This window comes from Saccharothrix sp. (genome assembly GCF_031180885.1).
Taxonomy (GTDB): Bacteria; Actinomycetota; Actinomycetes; order Mycobacteriales; family Pseudonocardiaceae; genus Actinosynnema.
This window is the reverse complement of record NZ_JAPSLK010000008.1, coordinates 34,808-53,078: the sequence shown is the minus strand read 5'-3', so window position 1 is coordinate 53,078 and position 18,271 is coordinate 34,808. Positions and strand designations below refer to the sequence as shown.

Sequence of the window (18,271 nt, the reverse complement as noted above, 5' to 3'; positions counted from 1 at the left end):
CATGGTTGCGCGCGGTGGCCGGCCGGGTGTTGACAGTGATCCGCATGGTCTAGTCCAATTTCAGCACCTCAGGCCGCCCGCTCGAGGAGTTGATGAGATGTCCCGCGGAGTCCTGTTCGCCCGGGTGGCGGCGGTGTGCGCCCTGGTCGTGGGCGCCGTCGCGGTGAGCTTCGCCCCGGCGTACGCCGCGTCGGTGACGGCGACCTTCACCAAGACGTCGGCGTGGGAGAGCGGCTACACCGGCCAGTTCGCGATCAAGAACGAGACCAGCGCGGCGATCACGAGCTGGAAGGTCGAGTTCGACCTGCCGGCGGGGACGGCGGTCGGCGCGTACTGGGACGCCCTCCAGACCAATGCGTCCGGCCACTACACCTTCACCAACCGCGAGTACAACGGCACCGTCGCGCCCGGTGCGACCGTGACCTTCGGCTTCAACGCCTCCGGCACGGCTGCACCGGCCAATTGCAGGCTGAACGGCAATCCCTGCACGGGGTCCCCGACCACCACGACCACCACGACCACAACTACTACGACAACGACTGGTACAACCACCACGACGACCACCACTCCGCCCCAGACTGGGCTGCCGCGGCGTGTGTTGGTCGGGTACCTGCACGCCAGCTTCGCCAACGGGTCCGGGTACATCCGCATGAAGGACGTCTCCCCGGACTGGGACATCATCAACCTGTCCTTCGCCGAGCCCACCTCCGCGACGTCCGGTGACCTGAGGTTCCAGCAGTGCCCCGTGGCGGAGTGCCCGAACGTCGAGTCCGAGGCGGAGTTCATCGCCGCCATCCGCGAGAAGCAGGCCCAGGGCCGCAAGGTCCTGATCTCCATCGGCGGCGCGAACGGCCAGGTCCAACTCACCACCACCGCCGCCCGGGACGCGTTCGTGCGCAGCGCCAGTGCCATCATCGACAAGTACGGCCTGGACGGCCTCGACGTCGACTTCGAGGGCCACTCCTTGTCCCTCAACGCCGGCGACACCGACTTCCGCAACCCCACGACCCCGGTGATCGTCAACCTGATCTCCGCGTTGAAGACCCTGAAGTCCCGCTACGGAGCCAAGTTCGTCCTGACCATGGCCCCCGAGACCTTCTTCGTCCAGGTCGGCTACCAGCACTACGGCGGCGGTAGCGGCGCCGACCCGCGCGCCGGGGCGTACCTCCCGGTCATCCACGCCATGCGCGACGACCTGACCCTGTTGCACGTCCAGCACTACAACTCGGGCCCGATCATGGGCCTGGACAACCGGTACCACTTCATGGGCGGCCACGACTTCCACGTGTCGATGGCCGACATGGTCCTGGCCGGCTTCCCGGTGCGCGGCGACGCCACGAAGTTCTTCACCGGCCTGCGCCAGGAGCAGGTGGCGATCGGGCTACCGGCCAGCGTCAACGCGGGCAACGGCTTCACGTCGGTCGCCGAGACCCACAAGGCCCTGGACTGCCTGATGAAGGGGACGAACTGCGGGACGTACAAGCCCAAGGCGACCTACCCCAACCTGCGCGGCTTGATGACGTGGTCGGTCAACTGGGACCGCCACAACAACTTCGAGTTCTCCAAGTCCCACCGCGCGTACTTGCCCCGTTGACCTACCCGCGCTGCGCGTGCCTTTGGGTGCGCGCAGCGCTATCAAGATGAACGCGCTTCGCGCTCTCAAAATCCAAAGATCAAAAGCGGCGCTCGCCGCGCGGCAGGCCCCCGGGGGGGTGGAAGGGCGTCGTTCGTCCCCCGTACGGCCTGCCGGAGGCAACCACCCTTCGCCCTTCTTGGCAACCGGTGAAGCGTGGTTGCCAAGAAGGTGCGGCCGCCGCCACGGGACTGGTGCTCCCGGGCTGCGAGTGCGGGTCGGTACTCGCTGACCGCGTGGCCGTGGGCGACGGCGGCGGAGGTCGAGGCGGCGGGGTCGTCGCGGCTGGCGGACCTGCGGACCGGCGAGGTGCGGACCGTGCGCGGGGAGGGTGTCGAGCTGGTGGACTGCACGGCCGAGTGGTGCCGGGTGCAGGTGTTGCGGCAGAGCGGGACGGCGCGGCTGGACCTGGTGCGGCCCGACGGGTCGTCGCGGCGGCGGGTCGGCGGGCGGGAGGTGCGTTCGGCGATCGGGGACGTCGTGCTGTTGGACCGGTTCGCGGTGGTCGTCGACGACGGCCGGGGTGTCCTGGCGCTGTACGACACGCGGACCGACCGGACGGCGGACCTGGCGACGGGCTTCGGCACGGTGCTCGCGCGGGTCACTTTCGTGTGGTGGTCGACGGGGGACAACAGCGCCCTGACCTGGCACGTGGTGGATCCGGGCACGCTGTGACCCGGTCACCCGGAAGCGGGACGTCACGTAGCCGATTTCGCCTGAACGGCCTAGCGTTTGGGGCGTGACTGCAGCGGGGTGCGTGACATGGCCGGCTTAAGAGGGCGGGGTGCGCCGTCGGCGGCGCGGCGCGCCCCGGGACTCCTCCAGCCGCCCACGCCGGCGTCGGCCACCGGGAAACCAGGCCGACCCCGGCGGTTCCCCTCGGGTACTTTCCCGCGGTGCGACTGCGCGTCCTGATCCACCGCGCCCGCTTGGGCGGTGACGAGTACCGGGTGGTCCGCCCGGCGCACCCGCCGACGCGCGCGGTCCTGCTGGACCACGACCGTTGGCTGAGCGGCTACGTCAACACCGAGGCGGCTCAGGTCTTGGCGACCCTGTGGCAGCTGGCCGCGCACTCCCGCCACTCCCTGATCCACCTGCCCATGCGCACCAACCCCTCTCCTGTCGAGGGCCGTCCGCTGGACCTGGTCCTGCTCCACCACTCGCTGGGCTTCCCGCCGTCGCGGTGGAAGTCCCTACGCGCCCGCCTGGGCCAGGGCCTGCCGCACACCGTCCGCCTCCGCCCGCCGGCATCCGATATCTCATATGCCCGCCGCCACTACCGCGAGAACCGCGATCGGTTCGACGAACACGTGCATGCGGAGACGGTGTTCCTGGTCGGCAGCCCGCCCCTGTTCCGCGAGACCGCTCACTTGTTCCGCGAGCTGGCGCTGAAGGGGCCGTCATCCCCTGATGGGCCGGATCACGCGTGCGCCAGGCTGCACTCGAACGACGGAACTTTGGGCAACGCCCGCGAACTCCACGTGGAACACCGCCGCGCCTGGCCGACTTGAGCCTTCGCCGCTGTGCGGAGGGGGCCGAAGGCCGGCCTTGGTGGGGCGGCCGCCGACCCTGACGAAGATGCCCGCAGCTCAGACCACCTACGACAGGATCACCGAGCGGGTCAGGTGGCGGGGCTGGTCCGGGTTGAGGCCCGCGGCCTCCGCGATGTGCACCGCCAAGCGCTGCGCCACCACCAAGCCCGCCATCGGGTCCAGCCCGCTCGTCACGAACGTCCCCCCGGTCGCCTCCACATCCCCGGCCAACCCCTCCGGCGCACTGCCGAACATCCACGCCAGCCGCCCCGGCGCCGTCACGCTGATCGGCCCGTGCCGGTAGTCCATCGCCGGGTACGACTCGGTCCACGCCCCCGCCGCCTCACGCATCTTCAGCGCCGCCTCGTGCGCCAACCCCACCGTCCAGCCCCGCCCCAGGAACGTGATCTGCGTGGCCGACGTCCACTCCGGGCGCAGCGCCAACCCCACCGCGGCCGACGCGTCGGCGATCGCGGGCGTCAGGTCCTCGCCCAGGGACGTCCGCAGCAACGCCAAAGCGCTCGTCGCGAAGCGGGTCTGCACGACCGACACCTCGTCGGCGAAGTCGAGCACGACAACGTCGTCAGCCGCGTCGACGACCGGCGTGGTGCCGTCGGCGGTCAGGGCCAGCGTGGGCACGGTGACCGACTCCAGCAGGTCCAGCACCTCCGAGGTGGTGCCCGACCGGGTGATCGCGACGATGCGGTCGTAGTCCCGCGCGCCGGGGAACTCGGAGGCGGCGAAGGCGTCGGTGAAGCCCTGGCCGGTGGCCTCGCGCAGCCACGCGTAGGACTGCGCCATGAACCACGAGGTGCCGCAGCCGACCACGGCCACCCGCTCACCGGGGCGGGGCAGGACCGGCGCGACCTCCTTGGCCAGGGTGGACGCCCGGTGCCAGCAGTCCGGCTGGGTGGCGATCTCGACAGCGACGTGGGTGCTCACGGGCTCTCCTCCAGACAGTGCGCATTTCTGCACTCAAGCCACGAACATACTGCATGATTTTGCATCTCCAACAGCCTGTTCTGGCTAGAACCGTGCTCAAACGGTGACGACTTGCTGTTGACCGGTGCGCGTTCGAGGGGAAGTATGTGCACAATTGCTCACCAGCGCCTGCGGTGTGCAGTGCACCACACAGCCCCTCAGGGAGTGCCCCGTGACCGCTGCTCCACCCCGCGCCGCCGCCCTCACGGCCGCCGCGCTCGCCCTGACCGCCTGTAGCGGCGGGAACGCCGCAAGCGACGACGGCAAGTCGTTCACCTACTGGTCGATGTGGAAGGAGAACGAGCCGCAGGCGCAGGTCCTGGCGCAGGCGGTCGCCGACTTCGAGAAGGAGACCGGCATCGACGTCACCGTGCAATGGCAGGGCCGGGACGTGCTGAAGAAGGTCGTGCCCGCGCTGCGCGGCGGTGACGTGCCGGACCTGGTGGACCAGGAGGAAGCGGGCGTGCGGGCGAACCTGGTCGCCTCCGACCAGTTCCGCGACCTGACCGCGGTCTACGGGGCCGAGGTGCCCGGGTCGGGCAAGAAGGTCTCCGACGTCATCGCCGACAAGTACACCGGCACGCTGAAGAAGGACGGCAAGTTCTTCCTGGTCCCCTACGAGATCATCGGCAACGGCCTGTGGTTCGACGGCTCGAAGCTGCCCGGCACGGCCCCGAAGTCGTGGGACGAGCTGGCCGGGCTGTTCGCCAAGGCCAAGGGCGAGGGCCGCGCGCCGATCGCGCTGGACGCCGACATCCCGTACTACAACGCCTACTGGACCGTCGGCGCGCTGGGCGCGGGCAAAGTCGACGAGCTGGCCAAGGACAAGACCGGCAAGGCGTGGGACGCCCCCGAGGTCCGCGCCACCCTGGCCAAGGTCAAGGACCTGGTGGACAAGAAGTACTTCATCGACGGCTACGACGGCTCCAAGTGGCCCGCGGTGCAGGAGAAGTGGGCGCAGCGCCAGGCGGACTTCCTGCTGATGGGCTCGTGGGCGCCGTCCGAGACCGGGCCGAAGGCCGCGCAGGGCTTCCAGTTCACCTTCGCCCCGTTGCCGGGCGCGAAGACCACCGTGCCGGTGTCCAACCTCGGGTTCGCGATCCCCAAGCCCGCCAAGAAGGCCGCGGCGGCGGAGAAGTTCATCGCCTACTTCCTCAAGGACACCCACCTGTCGAAGATCTCGACCACGGCCAAGAACCTCACCCCGAACCCGGCCCTGCCCGTGCCCGACGACCTGAAGGGCCTGGGCACCGCGCTGGAGAGCCTGCCGGTGTCGCGCCCGATCGACGGCATCGACGAGATCCCCGGCTACGCCGAGGAGGCCTTCTACCCGGTCAACGACCAGCTCATCAAGGGCAAGACCGACATCGACGGCTTCCTGTCCCAACTGGCGGAGAAGCAGGCGAACTACTGGAAGAAGAACGGCTGATGGCGGTTGCGTCCGCGACCGCGGTCGCCGGGCGTCGGGTGCGGCGGGCGCAGGCGTCCGCCGCACCGCTCACGCCGCTGGCCCGTCGCCGCCGAGCGCTGTTCTGGCCGTTCATCGCGCCCGCCCTCGCGCTGTACCTGGTGTTCTTCGTGGGTCCGGTGCTGGCGTCGGTGTGGATCAGCTTCCACAGGTGGGACGGCGTCGGCGCGCTGGAACCCCGCGGTGTGCAGAACTACGAGATCCTGCTGGACGACTCGACGTTCCTGGACTCGTTCGCCAACACCATGCTGATCCTTGTCGTGGTGGGAGTGGCGACGTTCGCGGTGTCGTTCGCGTTGACCATGGTGCTGCGGGAGATGCGCGGGCGGAAGTTCGTGCGGGCGGTGCTGTTCTTCCCCTACATCGTCTCCCCGGTGGTGCTGTCGGTGCTGTGGGGCTTCCTGTTCCGCTCCCCGGAAGGCCTGCTCACCACCCTCTGGACCGGGGTCACCGGGAACACCCCGAACTGGTTGGGCGACAACCTGTTCACCGTCATCTGCATCGGCTTGATCTGGGTCAACACCGGGTTCTTCACCACGATCATCATGGCCGGCGTCGACCGCATCCCGGCCGACCTCTACGAGGACTCGGCACTGGCCGGAGCGACCGCGTGGCAACGGTTCCGGCACATCACGCTGCCCCTGACCTGGGACGTGGTCGCCACCGCCGCGGTCATCTGGACGATCTCGTCGCTGAAGATCTTCGAGTTCATCTACGCGTTCGGCGGCACCACCAACGACATGCCCACGGTCGACGTGTGGAACAGCGCGTTGTTCATCTACGGCAGCACCTTCGGTGGGCGCAACCCGCAGTACCAGTTCGGGTACGCCTCCGCCTCGGCGGTGGTGATGCTGCTCGTGGTCGGTGTCCTGGTCGTGCTGCTGCGGAGGGTGATGCGCCGTGCGCAAATCCAGTTCTAGGCACGGTCACGGGCTGCTCCACCGGGGTGGCGTCGGCCTGGTGTGGCTGCTGGCGGTCTTCAACGTCGGCGTGCTGGCGTGGATGGGCCTGGCCGCGCTGCGCGACCACACCGCGATCTTCGCCGAACCCTGGTCGCTGTCGAGTTTCGGCGAGTTCGGCAACTTCGCGAAAGCCTGGTCCGACAGCGGTTTCGGGGCCGCCGCGCTGAACACGGTGCTGCTGGTGACCGGGTCGGCGGTGGTGCTGGTGGCGATCTCCGCGCCCGCCGCCTACGCCCTGGCCCGCTCGGGGACCCGGGTCTCCGGGGCGATGGCGTTGTTCTTCGCGCTGGGCATCGGCATCCCGGTGCAGGTCATCGTGATCCCGCTGTTCGTGATGCTGGAGAACATCGGCCTGGTCAACTCCCTGACCGGCCTGTTCATCCTCTACGTCGCGCTCTCCCTGCCCTTCACCGTCTTCCTGCTCACCGCGTTCTTCGGCTCCCTGCCCGAGGAAGTCGAGGAGGCGGCGGCCATCGACGGCGCTGGGCCGTTGCGGACGTTCCTCCAGATCTCGCTGCCGCTGGCCCGCGGCGGCCTGATCACGGCGTTGATCCTCAACGCGATCGGCCTGTGGAACGAGACGTTCATCGCCCTGGTCTTCGTCCAGGACACCGAACTCCAAACGCTTCCGTTGGCACTGCTGGGTTTCATGCAGACACAACAGTACTCCGGAGCCGACTACGGCGCCCTGTTCGCCGGGGTCTGCATCCTCGTCCTGCCCATGCTCGCGCTCTACGTCTGGCTCGGACGGCGCATCGTCGAAGGGATGACGCTCGGCGCCGTCAAATAACCCCTGCGACACAAGGAGCCTTCATGACCGACATCACGCGGCGGTCCCTGTTCGGCGGCGTCATGGCGACCGGTGTGGTCGCGCTGGGTGGCGCCCCGGCAGCCACGGCCGCGGACGACCCGCCCCGTCCGCCCGGTCAAACCACCATGATCGACGTCCCCTTCCCCGCGCACAACACCGTCCGAATCGGACTGATCGGCCTCGGGAACCGGGGCGGCGCGATGGCTTCCGGCTGGGCTTCGGTGCCCGGCGCGGTGGTCACGGCGGTGTGCGACATCCGCACCAGCCGGGCGCAGAGCACCGCCGACCGGCTGGTCGCCCAGGGGTACCCCCGGCCCGCTGTTATCGGCGGTTCGGTCGACTCCTACAAGCAGTTGCTCGCGCGCACGGACGTCGACCTCGTCTACATCGCGACGCCCTGGGAGTTCCACTACGCGCAGGGCCGAGACGCGATGCTCGCCGGCAAGCACGCGTCGGTGGAACTGCCCATCGCGACCGAGCTGTCCGAGCTGTGGAGCCTGGTCGACACGTCCGAACGCACCCGCAAGCACCTGATGCTCGCCGAGAACTGCTGCTACGGCAACAACGAACTCGCCGTGCTGCGGATGTCCCACTCAGGCGTGTTCGGTGAGGTCACCAACGGCCACGGCGGCTACCTGCACGACCTGCGGGCACAGCTGTTCAGCGACACCTACTACACCGACTCGTGGCGCAGGCTGTGGCACACCCGCAGCAAGGCCAGCTTCTACCACATGCACGGCCTGGCCCCGGTCGCCGCCGCGATGGACATCAACCGCGGCGACCGGTTCACCACGGTCAGCGCGAGCGCCACCCCGGCGCGCGGCTTGGCGGACTACCGAGAGCGGTTCGTGCCGCGCACGCACCCGTCGTGGAACGAGACCTACGTCAACGGCGACCTGGTCACGTGCCACATCAAGACGTCCAAGGGCTACGACATCCGCACCGCCCACGACGTCAGCACGCCCCGCCCGTACAGCCGCGTCAACAGCATCGCGGGCACGCGCGGCATCTTCGAGGACTACGCGGGCACCACCTCAGGCGCGCGCGTCTACTTCGAGCCCGACCACACAAACCACGCGTGGCGCGACTTCGGGACGTTCCGCGAGCAGTACAAGCACTGGCTGTGGCGGAAGTTCCCCAACGGGGTCGGCGGGCACGGCGGCATGGACGGCATCATGCAGTGGCGCACGGTGCAGCTCATGCGGTCCGGTCTGGTGCCCGACATCGACGTCTACGACTCGGCCGCGTGGTGCGCGCCGATCCCGTTGAGCGTGCTGTCCCTGGACGCCGGCGGCGCGGCGGTGCCGGTGCCGGACTTCACCCGCGGCGACTGGTCACGCCCGCGCCCCGGCCTGGACTCGCCCGAAACCGACATGCCCGGCGGTGGCGGCTCGACCCCGCTGCCCAACCTGGCGGCGGCGTTCGACAACGTCGGCACCACCTACGAGAACAACACCACCCCGGGCAACTTCGACGGCGACGGCAACAGCTTCTCCGCCGACAAGCTGACCGCCGCCGGCCTCGCGCCCGGTGCCACCGTCACGGCGTTGGGAGCGTCGATCACGTGGCCCACCGGCGTGGGCGTGAAGAACAACGCCACCGGGACCGGACAGGTGATCCGCTTGTCCGGCAAGGGAAGCAGGGTGGTGGTGCTGGGTTCCGGCATCGGGACGCTGCCCAGCGGTGAGTTGGTGGTCCGCTACACCGATGGCACGACCGCGCGCGGCACCATCGCGTTCCCCAACTGGACGCAGCCGGCGGCGGGCGGTGCCACGGCGGTGGCGACGGTCGTCGGGCGCAACCGGCAGAGCGGGTACGGCGACACCGCCTACCGGTACACGATCTTCGCCCACTCGGTCACGACCGACCCGGCGAAGACGGTGGACGCGGTCACGTTGCCCGCCAACTCCGGGATGCACTTCTTCGGTCTCGGCCTGGCCCCGTAGCAGCGGCGCAGACCCGGGCCGGTGCGTCACCCGTCACCTGTCACTCGAACCGGCTCGGGTCACCCGCGCCCCGCCGCACGATCTCCGGCTCGCCGCTGGAGAAGTCCACGACGGTCGTGGGTTCGGTGCCGCAGTCGCCGGAGTCCAGGACCGCGTCGACCGCGTTGTCCAGGTGGTCCTTGATCTCCCAGCCGTGCACCAGCGGCTCGTCCTGGTCGGGCAGGAGGAGGGTGGAGGACAGCATCGGCTCGCCGAGTTGTTCCAGGAGGGCTTGGGCGACCGGGTGGTCCGGGATGCGCGCGCCGACGGTCTTCTTCTTCGGGTGCAGCAGGCGGCGGGGGACCTCGCGGGTGGCCGGGAGGATGAACGTGTAGCTGCCGGGGGTCGCGGCCTTGATCGCGCGGAAGACGGTGTTGTCGACGTGCACGAACTGTCCCAGTTGGGCGAAGTCGCGGCACATCAGGGTGAAGTGGTGCCGGTCGTCGAGGTGGCGGATCTGGCGGATGCGGTCCAGGCCCTCCTTGTTGCCCAACTGGCAGCCCAGGGCGTAGCAGGAGTCCGTGGGGTAGGCGATCAGGCCGTCGGACCGGATCAGCTCCACGGCCTGGTCGATGGACCTGCGCTGGGGGTTGACCGGGTGCACGTCGAAGTACCTCGCCATGCGCGGAGCCTAGTCGGCGGCGGTTCGACGCGCGCGGGACGCCCGGCAGGGTTGCGGGCAAAGAAGGGTGCGTGCGGTTCGGGAGTCCGGTGACCGAGCGCTTGGACACACCCGATGACCTGGCCGAACTGCACGACGCGTGCGCTCGGCCGCTGCACGCGTACCTGTCCCGGCGGGTGGGTTCTTCGGTGGCCGAGGACCTGGTGGCCGAGGCGTTCCTGGTGCTGTGGGAGCAGCGTCACACGTTCGACCGGCGCGGGCGGGTGCGCGCGTGTGGCTGTACGGGGTGGCGACCAACCTGGTGCGCCGGTACGCCCGGTCGGGGTGCGGCGGTTGCGGGCTTGGCGTGCGGGCCGATCCTGCGGCGATGAGTGACGAGGTCTTCGCCGCAGGCCGGGCGGGCAGGCCGGGTGGGCGTGCCGGCTGATGCGGCGGGCGGTGCTGTGGCGGATGGTGCTGCGGCGGGCGGCGGGCGGTGGGCGGCGGGCGCTGGGCGGCGTTGCGGCCGGCGTGGCCTCCGGCCCCCGTCTCCATTCTCCCACGGGGGACCGACAATCGGCGGCCTGCGGTGGCGTGGCTGTGGATGGCGGCGTTGGTGGTCGGGTAAGCAGCGGTGGGTGGCGGACGAAGCCGGCGGGCGGCCGCCCTCACGACCGGGGCCGGTGCGGCGGAACCGTACGAAAGTATCTTGTCCGGCGCGCCGGCCGCCGCAAATACTCGGGACGTCCGACCAGGACACCTCATTCCGCCCGGGACACGAAGGGCCATCGAGGGCTGGCCGCTCCCCGGGCGCCCTGCATCGAGGAGCAGTGATGCGAGACCGAACCCTGCCCGGACGAACACTCGGCCTGGGGCTGGCGGTCACCACCGCCGTCGCCGCCGCGTTCGTCCTGCCCGGCGCGGCCACCGCCGCGCCGGAAGGCCCGATCGTCGCCGAGAGCGCGCCGAACGCGGTCGCGGACAGCTACATCGTCGTGCTCAAGGACAACGGGCTCGCCCAGTCCGACGTCAGCGGCAAGGTCGCCGAACTCACCGGCCGCTACGGCGGCAAGGTCGGCTTCACCTACCGCGCCGCCGTGAAGGGCTTCTCGGTCACCCTGTCGGCCAAGCAGGCCAAGCGCCTGGCCGCCGACCCGGCCGTGTCCTACGTGGAGCAGGACCGCACCGTCCAGGTGCTCGCCGACCAGCTCAACCCGCCGTCGTGGGGCCTGGACCGGGTCGACCAGGCGGACCTGCCGCTGAACCAGAAGTACAGCTACGGCACCGAGGCGTCCAACGTCACCGCCTACATCATCGACACCGGCATCAACTACAACCACAGCGACTTCGGCGGGCGCGCCACGTTCGGCTTCGACGCGTTCAACGACGGCCAGAACGGCAAGGACTGCCAGGGCCACGGCACGCACGTCGCGGGCACCGTCGGCGGCGCGTCCTACGGCCTGGCCAAGAAGGTCAACCTCAAGGCCGTGCGCGTGCTCAACTGCCAGGGCGGCGGCTCGGTGTCCACCGAGGCGGCGGGCGTCGACTGGGTGACCGCGAACGCGGTGTTCCCGGCCGTGGCCAACATGAGCCTCTACACCGGCACCGCGAACGAGCCCAGCCGCGTCCTCGACGACGCCGTCCGCGCCTCGATCGCCAAGGGCGTGTCCTACGTCGTCGCCGCGGGCAACTTCAACGACGACTCCTGCAAGTACTCGCCGCAGCGCGTCACCGAGACCATCAACGTCGGCTCGACCACCAACACCGACGCACGGTCCTCGTTCTCCAGCTACGGCACCTGCACCGACATCTTCGCGCCCGGCTCCAACATCGTGTCCGCGTCGCACTCGAACAACTCGGGCTCGGCCACGATGAGCGGCACGTCGATGGCGTCCCCGCACGTCGCCGGCGCGGTCGCGCTGTACCTGGCGGACAACCCGACCAAGACCCCGGCCGAGGTGCACAGCGCGATCCTCGCCCAGGCGACCCCGAACAAGGTCACCAACCCGGGCGCGAACACCCCGAACCGCCTGCTGCGCGTCAACGGCGGCACCACGGGCGTCTCGGTCGCCAACCCCGGCAACCAGACCACGGCCGTCGGCGGCACCGCCAACCTCCAGTTGACCGCGACCGGCGGCACCGCCCCGTACACGTGGTCCGCCACCGGCCTCCCGGCGGGCCTGAGCATCGGCTCGTCGACCGGCCAGATCACCGGCACCGCCACCACGGCCGGCACCTACACGGTGACCGCGACCGCCACGGCGTCCGCCGGCGGCTCCGGCAGCACCACGTTCACCTGGACCGTGGGCGCGGCGGGCTGCGCGACCCTGACCAACGGCAACGACGTCGCCATCCCGGACGCGGGCGCGGCCGTGACCAGCACGATCACCGTGTCGGGCTGCGCCGGCAACGCCTCGGCCACCTCCAAGGTGGAGGTGCACATCAAGCACACCTGGCGCGGTGACCTCGTCATCGACCTGGTGGCCCCGGACGGCACCGCCTACCGCCTGAAGAACTCGAGCGGCAGCGACAGCGCGGACAACGTGGACGCCACGTACACGACCAACCTGTCCTCCGAAGTGCGCAACGGGACGTGGTCCCTGCGGGTCCAGGACGTCGCCCGGTACGACACGGGCAACATCGACAGCTGGAGCCTGACCCTGTAACGCAGTGAGATGGGCCGCTCGCCGGGTGCGAGCGGCCCCATTCTTGTTGGTAGGTAAGCGTTTGCGGTAATTGGCGGTGTAGGTGGTGTTCACCGCCGGAGCGATGATGGTGTGTTCCTTCGGTCCGCCGTCCGACCACCTGGAGAACGTGTACGTCGACCGGTTCACCACCTGGGTCTCCGGCGCGCTCACCGAGTTGGCCGAACCCACGATCACCGTCACCGTGAACGGCGTCGATTGCGTCGACTCGTTGAACCCAAGCCCGACAGCCGCAACCCGCCCGGGTTGGTCTTGAACGTCAACTGCACGGTCTGCGGCTCCAACCGGACCGTGGTCGACGTGCTCAACCCCTGTGAGTCGGTCGCGGTCAACCGCAGCCGCAGCGAGGACGGGTACTGGTGGTCCGGCGCGGTGAACTGTCCACTTGAGACTCGGTTGAAGGTCTGCACGACGTGTTCGTGGCGGTCCGCAGTCGTGAAGCAGTGGCCCACCAACAGGGTCCAGCTCAAGCCGGACGCGGGCACGGTGCCGTCCCGGGTGTCGGTCGCCCGGCCGGAGAACGGGATCAGTGGTTCTTCTGCGCGACGAACACCCGACCGTCGTCGGCGAAGCGCACGGCCGTGGGGTTGGTGAGCCCGCCGAGCACCACCCGGTCGCTGAAATTCGGCGGCAGCACCGCGGCGTGGACCGCCGGCACCGCGACGACGGCGGGCGCCAGCAGGGCGAGGGTGAGGAGTGCTGTCTTCAGCCCGGGGCGCAGTCTCATCGCGGCCCCCTTCGCGGTCCGCTTTGGTCTGTCCATCGGCCGAGCCGGGGGAAACCGTTACGGGACAACGAGAAGTGGCCATCCGGCTACCCGGCGGATACTCGGGACGCTACGGTGGCGGGTCAGCGAGCCGCGCGCGTGAACACCTCCGGGCTGTCCGAGACCGGTGGCAGGGTGGCCATCTCGTCGGCCAGGCGGCGGGCCGCGGTGGCGTAAGACGGGTCTGACAGGACGCGGTCCAGGGCGTCGCCGACCTCGGGCACCGTCGACACCGCCACGCCCGCGCCCGACCGGGTCACGGCGTCGGCGTTGAGGAACTGGTCCAGCGAGAACAGCGGCACCACGACCTGCGGCACCCCGGCGGCCAGGGCGTTCATGGTGGTGCCGAAGCCGCCGTGGCCGATCGCGGCGGCGACGTGGGGCATCACGTCCTGTTGTGGCACGAAGGACTCCACCCGGACATGATCCACAGTGGACAGCGACGTGTCGCCCGCCGCGCCGACGGTGACCAGTGCCCGGACCCGGCGGGCGGACAGGACGTCGACCAGGTCCCGGTAGGCCCCGGCGAATGGCGGCAGCACGGCGGCGACGGTGCCGAAGCTCGCGTACACCAGCGGTCCGGAGCCGGGGACGTCCGGGGGCGGGGGAGTGGTGGAGGGGACCGGGTAGCTGAACCGGTGCACGGGCCGGTCGGTCGGCTCGGGCTCCATCGACCGCGGCACGACCGTCATCAGCGGCGCGGTGAGCAGGCCGTCGTCTGTGCAGCTGAGCTTGTCCAGGGTGGCTTTGTCGAGCATCCCGCACGCCACGGCGCTCGCCTCGGCCAACCCGATCGCGACCTCGACGTGCGGCACGCCCAGCTTGCTCGCGACCGCGAACGACGAGAACTCGGCGAACTCCCGCACCACCAGGTCCGGCCGGAACTCCTCGACCGCGGCCACCATGGTCGGCAGGGCGGCGCGGGCGTCGATGCCCGCGAACACCTCGTTGACGACGACCCGGTCGGCCTCCAGGCGCGGCAGGCCGGGCAGGCGCGCGAAGATCGGCCCGTGCTCGCCGGGAGCGGGCTGGGCGAGCGGCACGTGCGCCAGGCCGGCGCGGGTGACGGTCTCGGCGAACGACGCGGGCGCGGCGACCCGGACCTCGTGCCCGGCGGCGGCGCAGGCTCGGGCGAACGGCGTCATCGGTCCGAAGTGGCCGATGTTCGCCGTGGTGGCGAACAGGATGCGCATACCGCAGGGTCGCGCCCGGCGGCCCCGCCGTTACGCGCCGCGCAGGGCGTCGGAGGCCTCGGCGATGATGTCGCGCATGGCCTGCTCGGCGGCGGCCGGGTCGCCGGACTGCACCGCCTGCGCCACGTCGGCGTGCAGGCGGATCGCGGCCGGGTTCGGTCGCGCGGGCATCAGGCCGTGGTGGGTGCGGCCGATCAGCACCTCCGACACCACGTCGGTGAGCGCGGCGAGCATCTCGTTGCCCGACGCGGCCAGCAGGGTCCGGTGGAACAGCAGGTCGGCCTCCAGGTAGGCCTCCAGGTTGCCCGCCTTGCCGTGCACGGCCATGTCCATCACGGCCCGGGTCATGTCGCCGCACTGCTCGGGCGTCGCGCGCGCCGCCGCCAGCGCCGCCGCCACCGGCTCCACCCCGCCGCGCAGCTCGCCCAGCGACTCCAGCTGCGCCTCGCGGTCCGCGCCGTCCAGCCGCCACCGGATGATCCGCGGGTCGAACACGTTCCACGCGGCCCGCTCGGCGACCGTCACGCCGACCCGCCGGCGCGTCGTGAGCACCCCCATCGACTCCAGCACGCGCACCACCTCGCGGATCACCGGCCGGGACACGCCGTTGCGCTCGGCCAGCTCGTCGATGCGCAGCACGTCGCCCGGCGCGATGGTCCCGGAGGTGATCAGCCGCCCCAGGTCGTCCAGGACGGTCTGGTGCAGGCCCGGTTTGGAGGTCCCCACGACGCGGAATCCTCTCACGATTGCGCTCGTCAGGCCCACCTGAACGATAAAGAACAGATCATTGGGCATCAGCCCGTTGTAAAAAGCAGATGAATAGTTCAGGCTGTGCGGCACCGAACACGAAGGGAGGCCGCGTGTCGCAGCCGATCGTGGTCATGGGCGTGTCGGGCTCGGGCAAGACGACCCTGGGCTCCGCGCTCGCCCGCCGCCTGGGCGTGCCGTTCGCCGACGCGGACGACTTCCACCCGCCCGCCAACATCGCCAAGATGGCCGCCGGCACGCCCCTGGACGACGCCGACCGCGCCCCCTGGCTGGCCGCCATCGCGAGGTGGCTGGCCGACCACGCGGACGGGGGCGTGGTCACCTGCTCGGCGTTGAAACGGGTTTTCCGCGATCAGTTGCGCGCCGCCGCGCCGGCGGTGTTCGTGCACCTCTCGGGCGACCCGGACGTGGTGCGCGCCCGCGTCGCCGGCCGCCCCGGCCACTTCATGCCGGTGAGCCTGGTCGCCTCCCAGTTCGCCGCCCTCGAACCGCTCGACGCCGACGAGCCCGGCGTCGTGCTCGACCTCGACCAGCCGGTCGAGGCGCTGGTCACCTCCTGCCTCGCCGTCGCGGAAGGACTGCCCACATGACCCTCGCCGTGGAAGCTCTCAGCGCCGGGCGGCTGCTGCCGGCCGCCCTGGTCGGCATCGCGCTGCTGGTCGCGCTGATCACCCGGTTCAAGCTCAACCCGTTCCTCGGGCTGACGATCTCGTCGCTGGTCGTGGCGCTGATCGCGGGCCTGCCCCTGGAGCAGGCGGTGGCGAGCTTCGGCAAGGGCTTCGGCGACACCGCCGCCGGCGTCGGCACCCTGATCGCGCTGGGCGCCATGATCGGCAAGCTGCTCGCCGACACCGGCGGCGCGGACGCGATCGTGGACGCCATCATCAGCCGGTCGTCGCGGCGGGCGCTGCCGTGGGCGATGGCCGGGGTGGGCGCGTTGATCGGCCTGCCGATGTTCTTCGAGATCGGCCTGGTCCTGATCATGCCGGTGGTCCTGTTGATCTCCCGCCGGTCCGGGATGTCGTTGATGCGCCTGGGAATCCCGGCCCTGGCGGGCCTGTCCGTGATGCACGGCCTGGTCCCGCCGCACCCCGGCCCACTGGTCGCGGTGAACGCGCTCAAGGCCGACCTCGGCATCACCCTCGGCCTGGGCGTCCTGATCGCCCTGCCCACGGTCGCCATCGCCGGCCCCCTGTTCGCCCGCTACGCCGCCCGCTGGGTCGACGTGCCCGCGCCCGAGCTGTTCGAGGCCGACGAGCGCCCAAACCGGCCCAAGCCGGGCTTCGGCGTCACGCTGGCCACGGTCCTGCTGCCGGTCGTGCTGATGATGGGCAAGGCGCTGGCGGACATCGTGCTCGCGAAGGGCAGCGTCGTCCGGTCGGTGCTGGACTTCCTGGGCACGCCCGTGATCGCCCTGCTGATCGCGGTGATCGTGTCGATGGTGACGCTGGGCCGGGGCGCGCGGATGTCGGTGCGCGAGGTCGCGAAGTCGGTCGAGTCGGGCCTGCCGCCGATCGCGGGCATCCTGCTCATCGTGGCCGCCGGTGGCGGGTTCAAGCAGACCCTGATCGACACCGGCATCGGCAAGCTGATCGCGGACTGGGTGGCGGGCAGCGGCCTGTCCGTGCTGCTGCTGGCGTGGCTGGTGGCCGTGCTCATCCGCCTGGCCACCGGCTCGGCGACGGTCGCGACGGTGACGGCGTCCGGCATCCTCGCGCCGCTGGTGACGACGTTGAGCCCGGGGGAGACGTCGTTGCTGGTGCTCGCGATCGGGGCCGGGTCGCTGTTCTTCTCGCACGTCAACGACGCCGGGTTCTGGCTGGTCAAGGGGTACTTCGGGCTGTCGGTGGGGCAGAACGTCAAGACGTGGTCGCTGATGGAGACGGTGATCTCGGTGACCGGCCTGGCGCTCGTGCTGCTGACCGACCTGGTGATCTAAGCGGTGAGTTCGGTGGGCGTGGCGATCACGTCCACCATCGCGCCGTTGCGCAGGACGGTGACCGGAAGCGGCAGCCCGATCGCCTCTGCGAACAACTGTCGCTGGATCCCCTGGGCGTCCTTGACCTCCGTGCGCGCCACGCTCAGGACCAGGTCGCCGTCGTGCAGGCCCGCTCGGTCGGCCGGGCCGCCCGGGACCACCTGCACCAGGCGCACGCCCGCCTTCTGCCCGGTCCGCTCGGCCACCGGGTCGGGCAGGGGCGCGGGCACGCCGACCACGCCCAGGTACGCCCGGCGCACCCGGCCCTCGACCATCAACGTCGACAGGATGCGCTGGGTGGTGCTGTTCATCGGGATCGCCAGGCCCAACCCGATGCCCGCCAGCGCCGTGTTGATGCCGACGACCTCCCCGCGCGAGTTGGCCAGCGCGCCGCCGGAGTTGCCCGGGTTGAGCGCCGCGTCGGTCTGGATCACGTCCTCGATCACCCGGCCGACCCGCCCGCTGCTCACCGGCACCGCCCGCCCCAACGCGCTCACCACGCCCGCCGTCACCGAACCCGCCAGTCCCAGCGGGTTGCCCACGGCGATCACCAACTGGCCCACCCGCAACGCGTCCGCGTCGCCGAACACCGCCGCCGGTGGGGCGTCCGGGGCCTTGAGCACCGCCAGGTCCGACAACGGGTCCGCCCCGACCACGTCGAACCGCGCCTCGCTGCCGTCGGCGAACACCGCCGTCCCGTCCCGTCCCGACCCCACGACGTGGGCGTTGGTCAGCAGGAACCCGTCGTCGGTGAACACCACGGCCGACCCCGTGCCACGGCGCATCCGCACGCTCGCCACGTGCGGCGTCACGTCCCGCGCGACCGCGACCACGATCCGCGAGTAGGCGTCCAACGGGCTCTCGTCCACCGCGACCCCTCCCGGGATT

Annotated in this window: 17 protein-coding genes and 1 pseudogene; 11 read left to right on the top strand and 7 right to left on the bottom strand. The window is 70.6% G+C overall.

Annotation, left to right across the window (positions count from 1 at the left end; genetic code table 11):
* Window positions 1-97: 97 nt before the first annotated feature.
* From RIN75_RS13220 to RIN75_RS13210, 3 genes are all read left to right on the top strand, one after another.
* The gene (locus tag RIN75_RS13220; RefSeq protein ID WP_309112169.1) at window positions 98-1,594 is read left to right on the top strand and encodes a cellulose binding domain-containing protein; all 1,497 of its coding nucleotides are present in this window, start codon (window positions 98-100) and stop codon (window positions 1,592-1,594) included.
* A gap of 195 nt (window positions 1,595-1,789) precedes the next feature.
* Window positions 1,790-2,308 carry a hypothetical protein gene (locus RIN75_RS13215; RefSeq protein WP_309112168.1) on the top strand — a complete coding sequence of 173 codons (519 nt, stop codon included), beginning with the start codon at window positions 1,790-1,792 and terminating at the stop codon, window positions 2,306-2,308.
* Between the two features lie 221 nt (window positions 2,309-2,529).
* On the top strand, window positions 2,530-3,144 hold the full coding sequence (locus tag RIN75_RS13210; RefSeq protein ID WP_309112167.1) for a hypothetical protein: 615 nt from the start codon (window positions 2,530-2,532) through the stop codon (window positions 3,142-3,144).
* Window positions 3,145-3,231: 87 nt separating this feature from the next.
* Here the strand turns inward: RIN75_RS13210 and RIN75_RS13205 are convergent, their stop codons facing one another.
* The gene (locus tag RIN75_RS13205; RefSeq protein ID WP_309112166.1) at window positions 3,232-4,107 is read right to left on the bottom strand and encodes an SIS domain-containing protein; all 876 of its coding nucleotides are present in this window, start codon (window positions 4,105-4,107) and stop codon (window positions 3,232-3,234) included.
* Between the two features lie 211 nt (window positions 4,108-4,318).
* On the opposite strand from RIN75_RS13205, the gene RIN75_RS13200 reads away from it, so the two are divergent.
* The 4 genes and pseudogenes from RIN75_RS13200 to RIN75_RS13185 all read left to right on the top strand — a co-directional run.
* Window positions 4,319-5,575, top strand: a complete 1,257-nt coding sequence (locus tag RIN75_RS13200) for an ABC transporter substrate-binding protein (RefSeq protein ID WP_309112165.1) — start codon at window positions 4,319-4,321, stop codon at window positions 5,573-5,575.
* The gene (locus tag RIN75_RS13195; RefSeq protein WP_309112164.1) at window positions 5,575-6,534 is read left to right on the top strand and encodes a sugar ABC transporter permease; all 960 of its coding nucleotides are present in this window, start codon (window positions 5,575-5,577) and stop codon (window positions 6,532-6,534) included. Before RIN75_RS13200 ends, RIN75_RS13195 begins: the two co-directional genes overlap by 1 nt.
* Window positions 6,515-7,366: a carbohydrate ABC transporter permease gene (locus RIN75_RS13190; RefSeq protein WP_309112163.1), complete on the top strand. Its 852-nt coding sequence runs from the start codon at window positions 6,515-6,517 to the stop codon at window positions 7,364-7,366. Before RIN75_RS13195 ends, RIN75_RS13190 begins: the two co-directional genes overlap by 20 nt.
* 23 nt (window positions 7,367-7,389) lie before the next feature.
* Window positions 7,390-8,754, top strand: a pseudogene (locus tag RIN75_RS13185) (Gfo/Idh/MocA family protein); the annotation flags it as partial.
* Window positions 8,755-9,373: 619 nt separating this feature from the next.
* On the opposite strand, the gene RIN75_RS13180 reads toward RIN75_RS13185, so the two are convergent.
* Window positions 9,374-9,994, bottom strand: a complete 621-nt coding sequence (locus RIN75_RS13180; RefSeq protein WP_309112161.1) for an L-threonylcarbamoyladenylate synthase — start codon at window positions 9,992-9,994, stop codon at window positions 9,374-9,376.
* Between the two features lie 71 nt (window positions 9,995-10,065).
* Here RIN75_RS13180 and RIN75_RS13175 point away from each other — a divergent pair, with 71 nt between their 5' ends.
* Both RIN75_RS13175 and RIN75_RS13170 read left to right on the top strand, forming a co-directional pair.
* A complete protein-coding gene (locus RIN75_RS13175) occupies window positions 10,066-10,365 on the top strand; it encodes a sigma factor (RefSeq protein WP_309112160.1) in 300 nt (99 codons plus the stop codon).
* 441 nt (window positions 10,366-10,806) lie between these two features.
* Complete coding sequence (locus tag RIN75_RS13170; RefSeq protein WP_309112159.1) at window positions 10,807-12,639, top strand: S8 family peptidase; 1,833 nt, start codon at window positions 10,807-10,809, stop codon at window positions 12,637-12,639.
* Between the two features lie 218 nt (window positions 12,640-12,857).
* Here the strand turns inward: RIN75_RS13170 and RIN75_RS13165 are convergent, their stop codons facing one another.
* The 4 genes from RIN75_RS13165 to RIN75_RS13150 form a co-directional block, all read right to left on the bottom strand.
* A complete protein-coding gene (locus tag RIN75_RS13165; protein ID WP_309112158.1) occupies window positions 12,858-13,148 on the bottom strand; it encodes a hypothetical protein in 291 nt (96 codons plus the stop codon).
* A gap of 56 nt (window positions 13,149-13,204) precedes the next feature.
* Entirely contained in the window at window positions 13,205-13,405 is a 201-nt protein-coding gene (locus RIN75_RS13160; RefSeq protein ID WP_309112157.1) for a hypothetical protein, read from the bottom strand.
* Window positions 13,406-13,527: 122 nt separating this feature from the next.
* Window positions 13,528-14,637: a glycosyltransferase gene (locus RIN75_RS13155; protein WP_309112156.1), complete on the bottom strand. Its 1,110-nt coding sequence runs from the start codon at window positions 14,635-14,637 to the stop codon at window positions 13,528-13,530.
* A 30-nt stretch (window positions 14,638-14,667) separates the two neighbouring features.
* Complete coding sequence (locus tag RIN75_RS13150; RefSeq protein WP_375295949.1) at window positions 14,668-15,381, bottom strand: FadR/GntR family transcriptional regulator; 714 nt, start codon at window positions 15,379-15,381, stop codon at window positions 14,668-14,670.
* 116 nt (window positions 15,382-15,497) lie between these two features.
* Between RIN75_RS13150 and RIN75_RS13145 the strand changes: the two genes are divergently transcribed.
* Together RIN75_RS13145 and RIN75_RS13140 are read left to right on the top strand one after the other, a co-directional pair.
* Complete coding sequence (locus tag RIN75_RS13145) at window positions 15,498-15,995, top strand: gluconokinase (RefSeq protein ID WP_309112154.1); 498 nt, start codon at window positions 15,498-15,500, stop codon at window positions 15,993-15,995.
* The gene (locus RIN75_RS13140; RefSeq protein ID WP_309112153.1) at window positions 15,992-17,344 is read left to right on the top strand and encodes a gluconate:H+ symporter; all 1,353 of its coding nucleotides are present in this window, start codon (window positions 15,992-15,994) and stop codon (window positions 17,342-17,344) included. Before RIN75_RS13145 ends, RIN75_RS13140 begins: the two co-directional genes overlap by 4 nt.
* On the opposite strand, the gene RIN75_RS13135 is transcribed toward RIN75_RS13140, so the two are convergent.
* Entirely contained in the window at window positions 17,341-18,252 is a 912-nt protein-coding gene (locus RIN75_RS13135; RefSeq protein WP_309112152.1) for a trypsin-like peptidase domain-containing protein, read from the bottom strand. The two genes, RIN75_RS13140 and RIN75_RS13135, sit on opposite strands and share 4 nt — an antisense overlap.
* Window positions 18,253-18,271: the final 19 nt, after the last annotated feature.

Coding starts and splice junctions, on each gene's coding strand:
- RIN75_RS13160 (WP_309112157.1), bottom strand. CDS start 13,405: ATGAGACTGCGCCCCGGGCTGAAGACAGCACTCCTCACCCTCGCCCTG.
- RIN75_RS13170 (WP_309112159.1), top strand. CDS start 10,807: ATGCGAGACCGAACCCTGCCCGGACGAACACTCGGCCTGGGGCTGGCG.
- RIN75_RS13180 (WP_309112161.1), bottom strand. CDS start 9,994: ATGGCGAGGTACTTCGACGTGCACCCGGTCAACCCCCAGCGCAGGTCC.
- RIN75_RS13155 (WP_309112156.1), bottom strand. CDS start 14,637: ATGCGCATCCTGTTCGCCACCACGGCGAACATCGGCCACTTCGGACCG.
- RIN75_RS13220 (WP_309112169.1), top strand. CDS start 98: ATGTCCCGCGGAGTCCTGTTCGCCCGGGTGGCGGCGGTGTGCGCCCTG.
- RIN75_RS13195 (WP_309112164.1), top strand. CDS start 5,575: ATGGCGGTTGCGTCCGCGACCGCGGTCGCCGGGCGTCGGGTGCGGCGG.
- RIN75_RS13140 (WP_309112153.1), top strand. CDS start 15,992: ATGACCCTCGCCGTGGAAGCTCTCAGCGCCGGGCGGCTGCTGCCGGCC.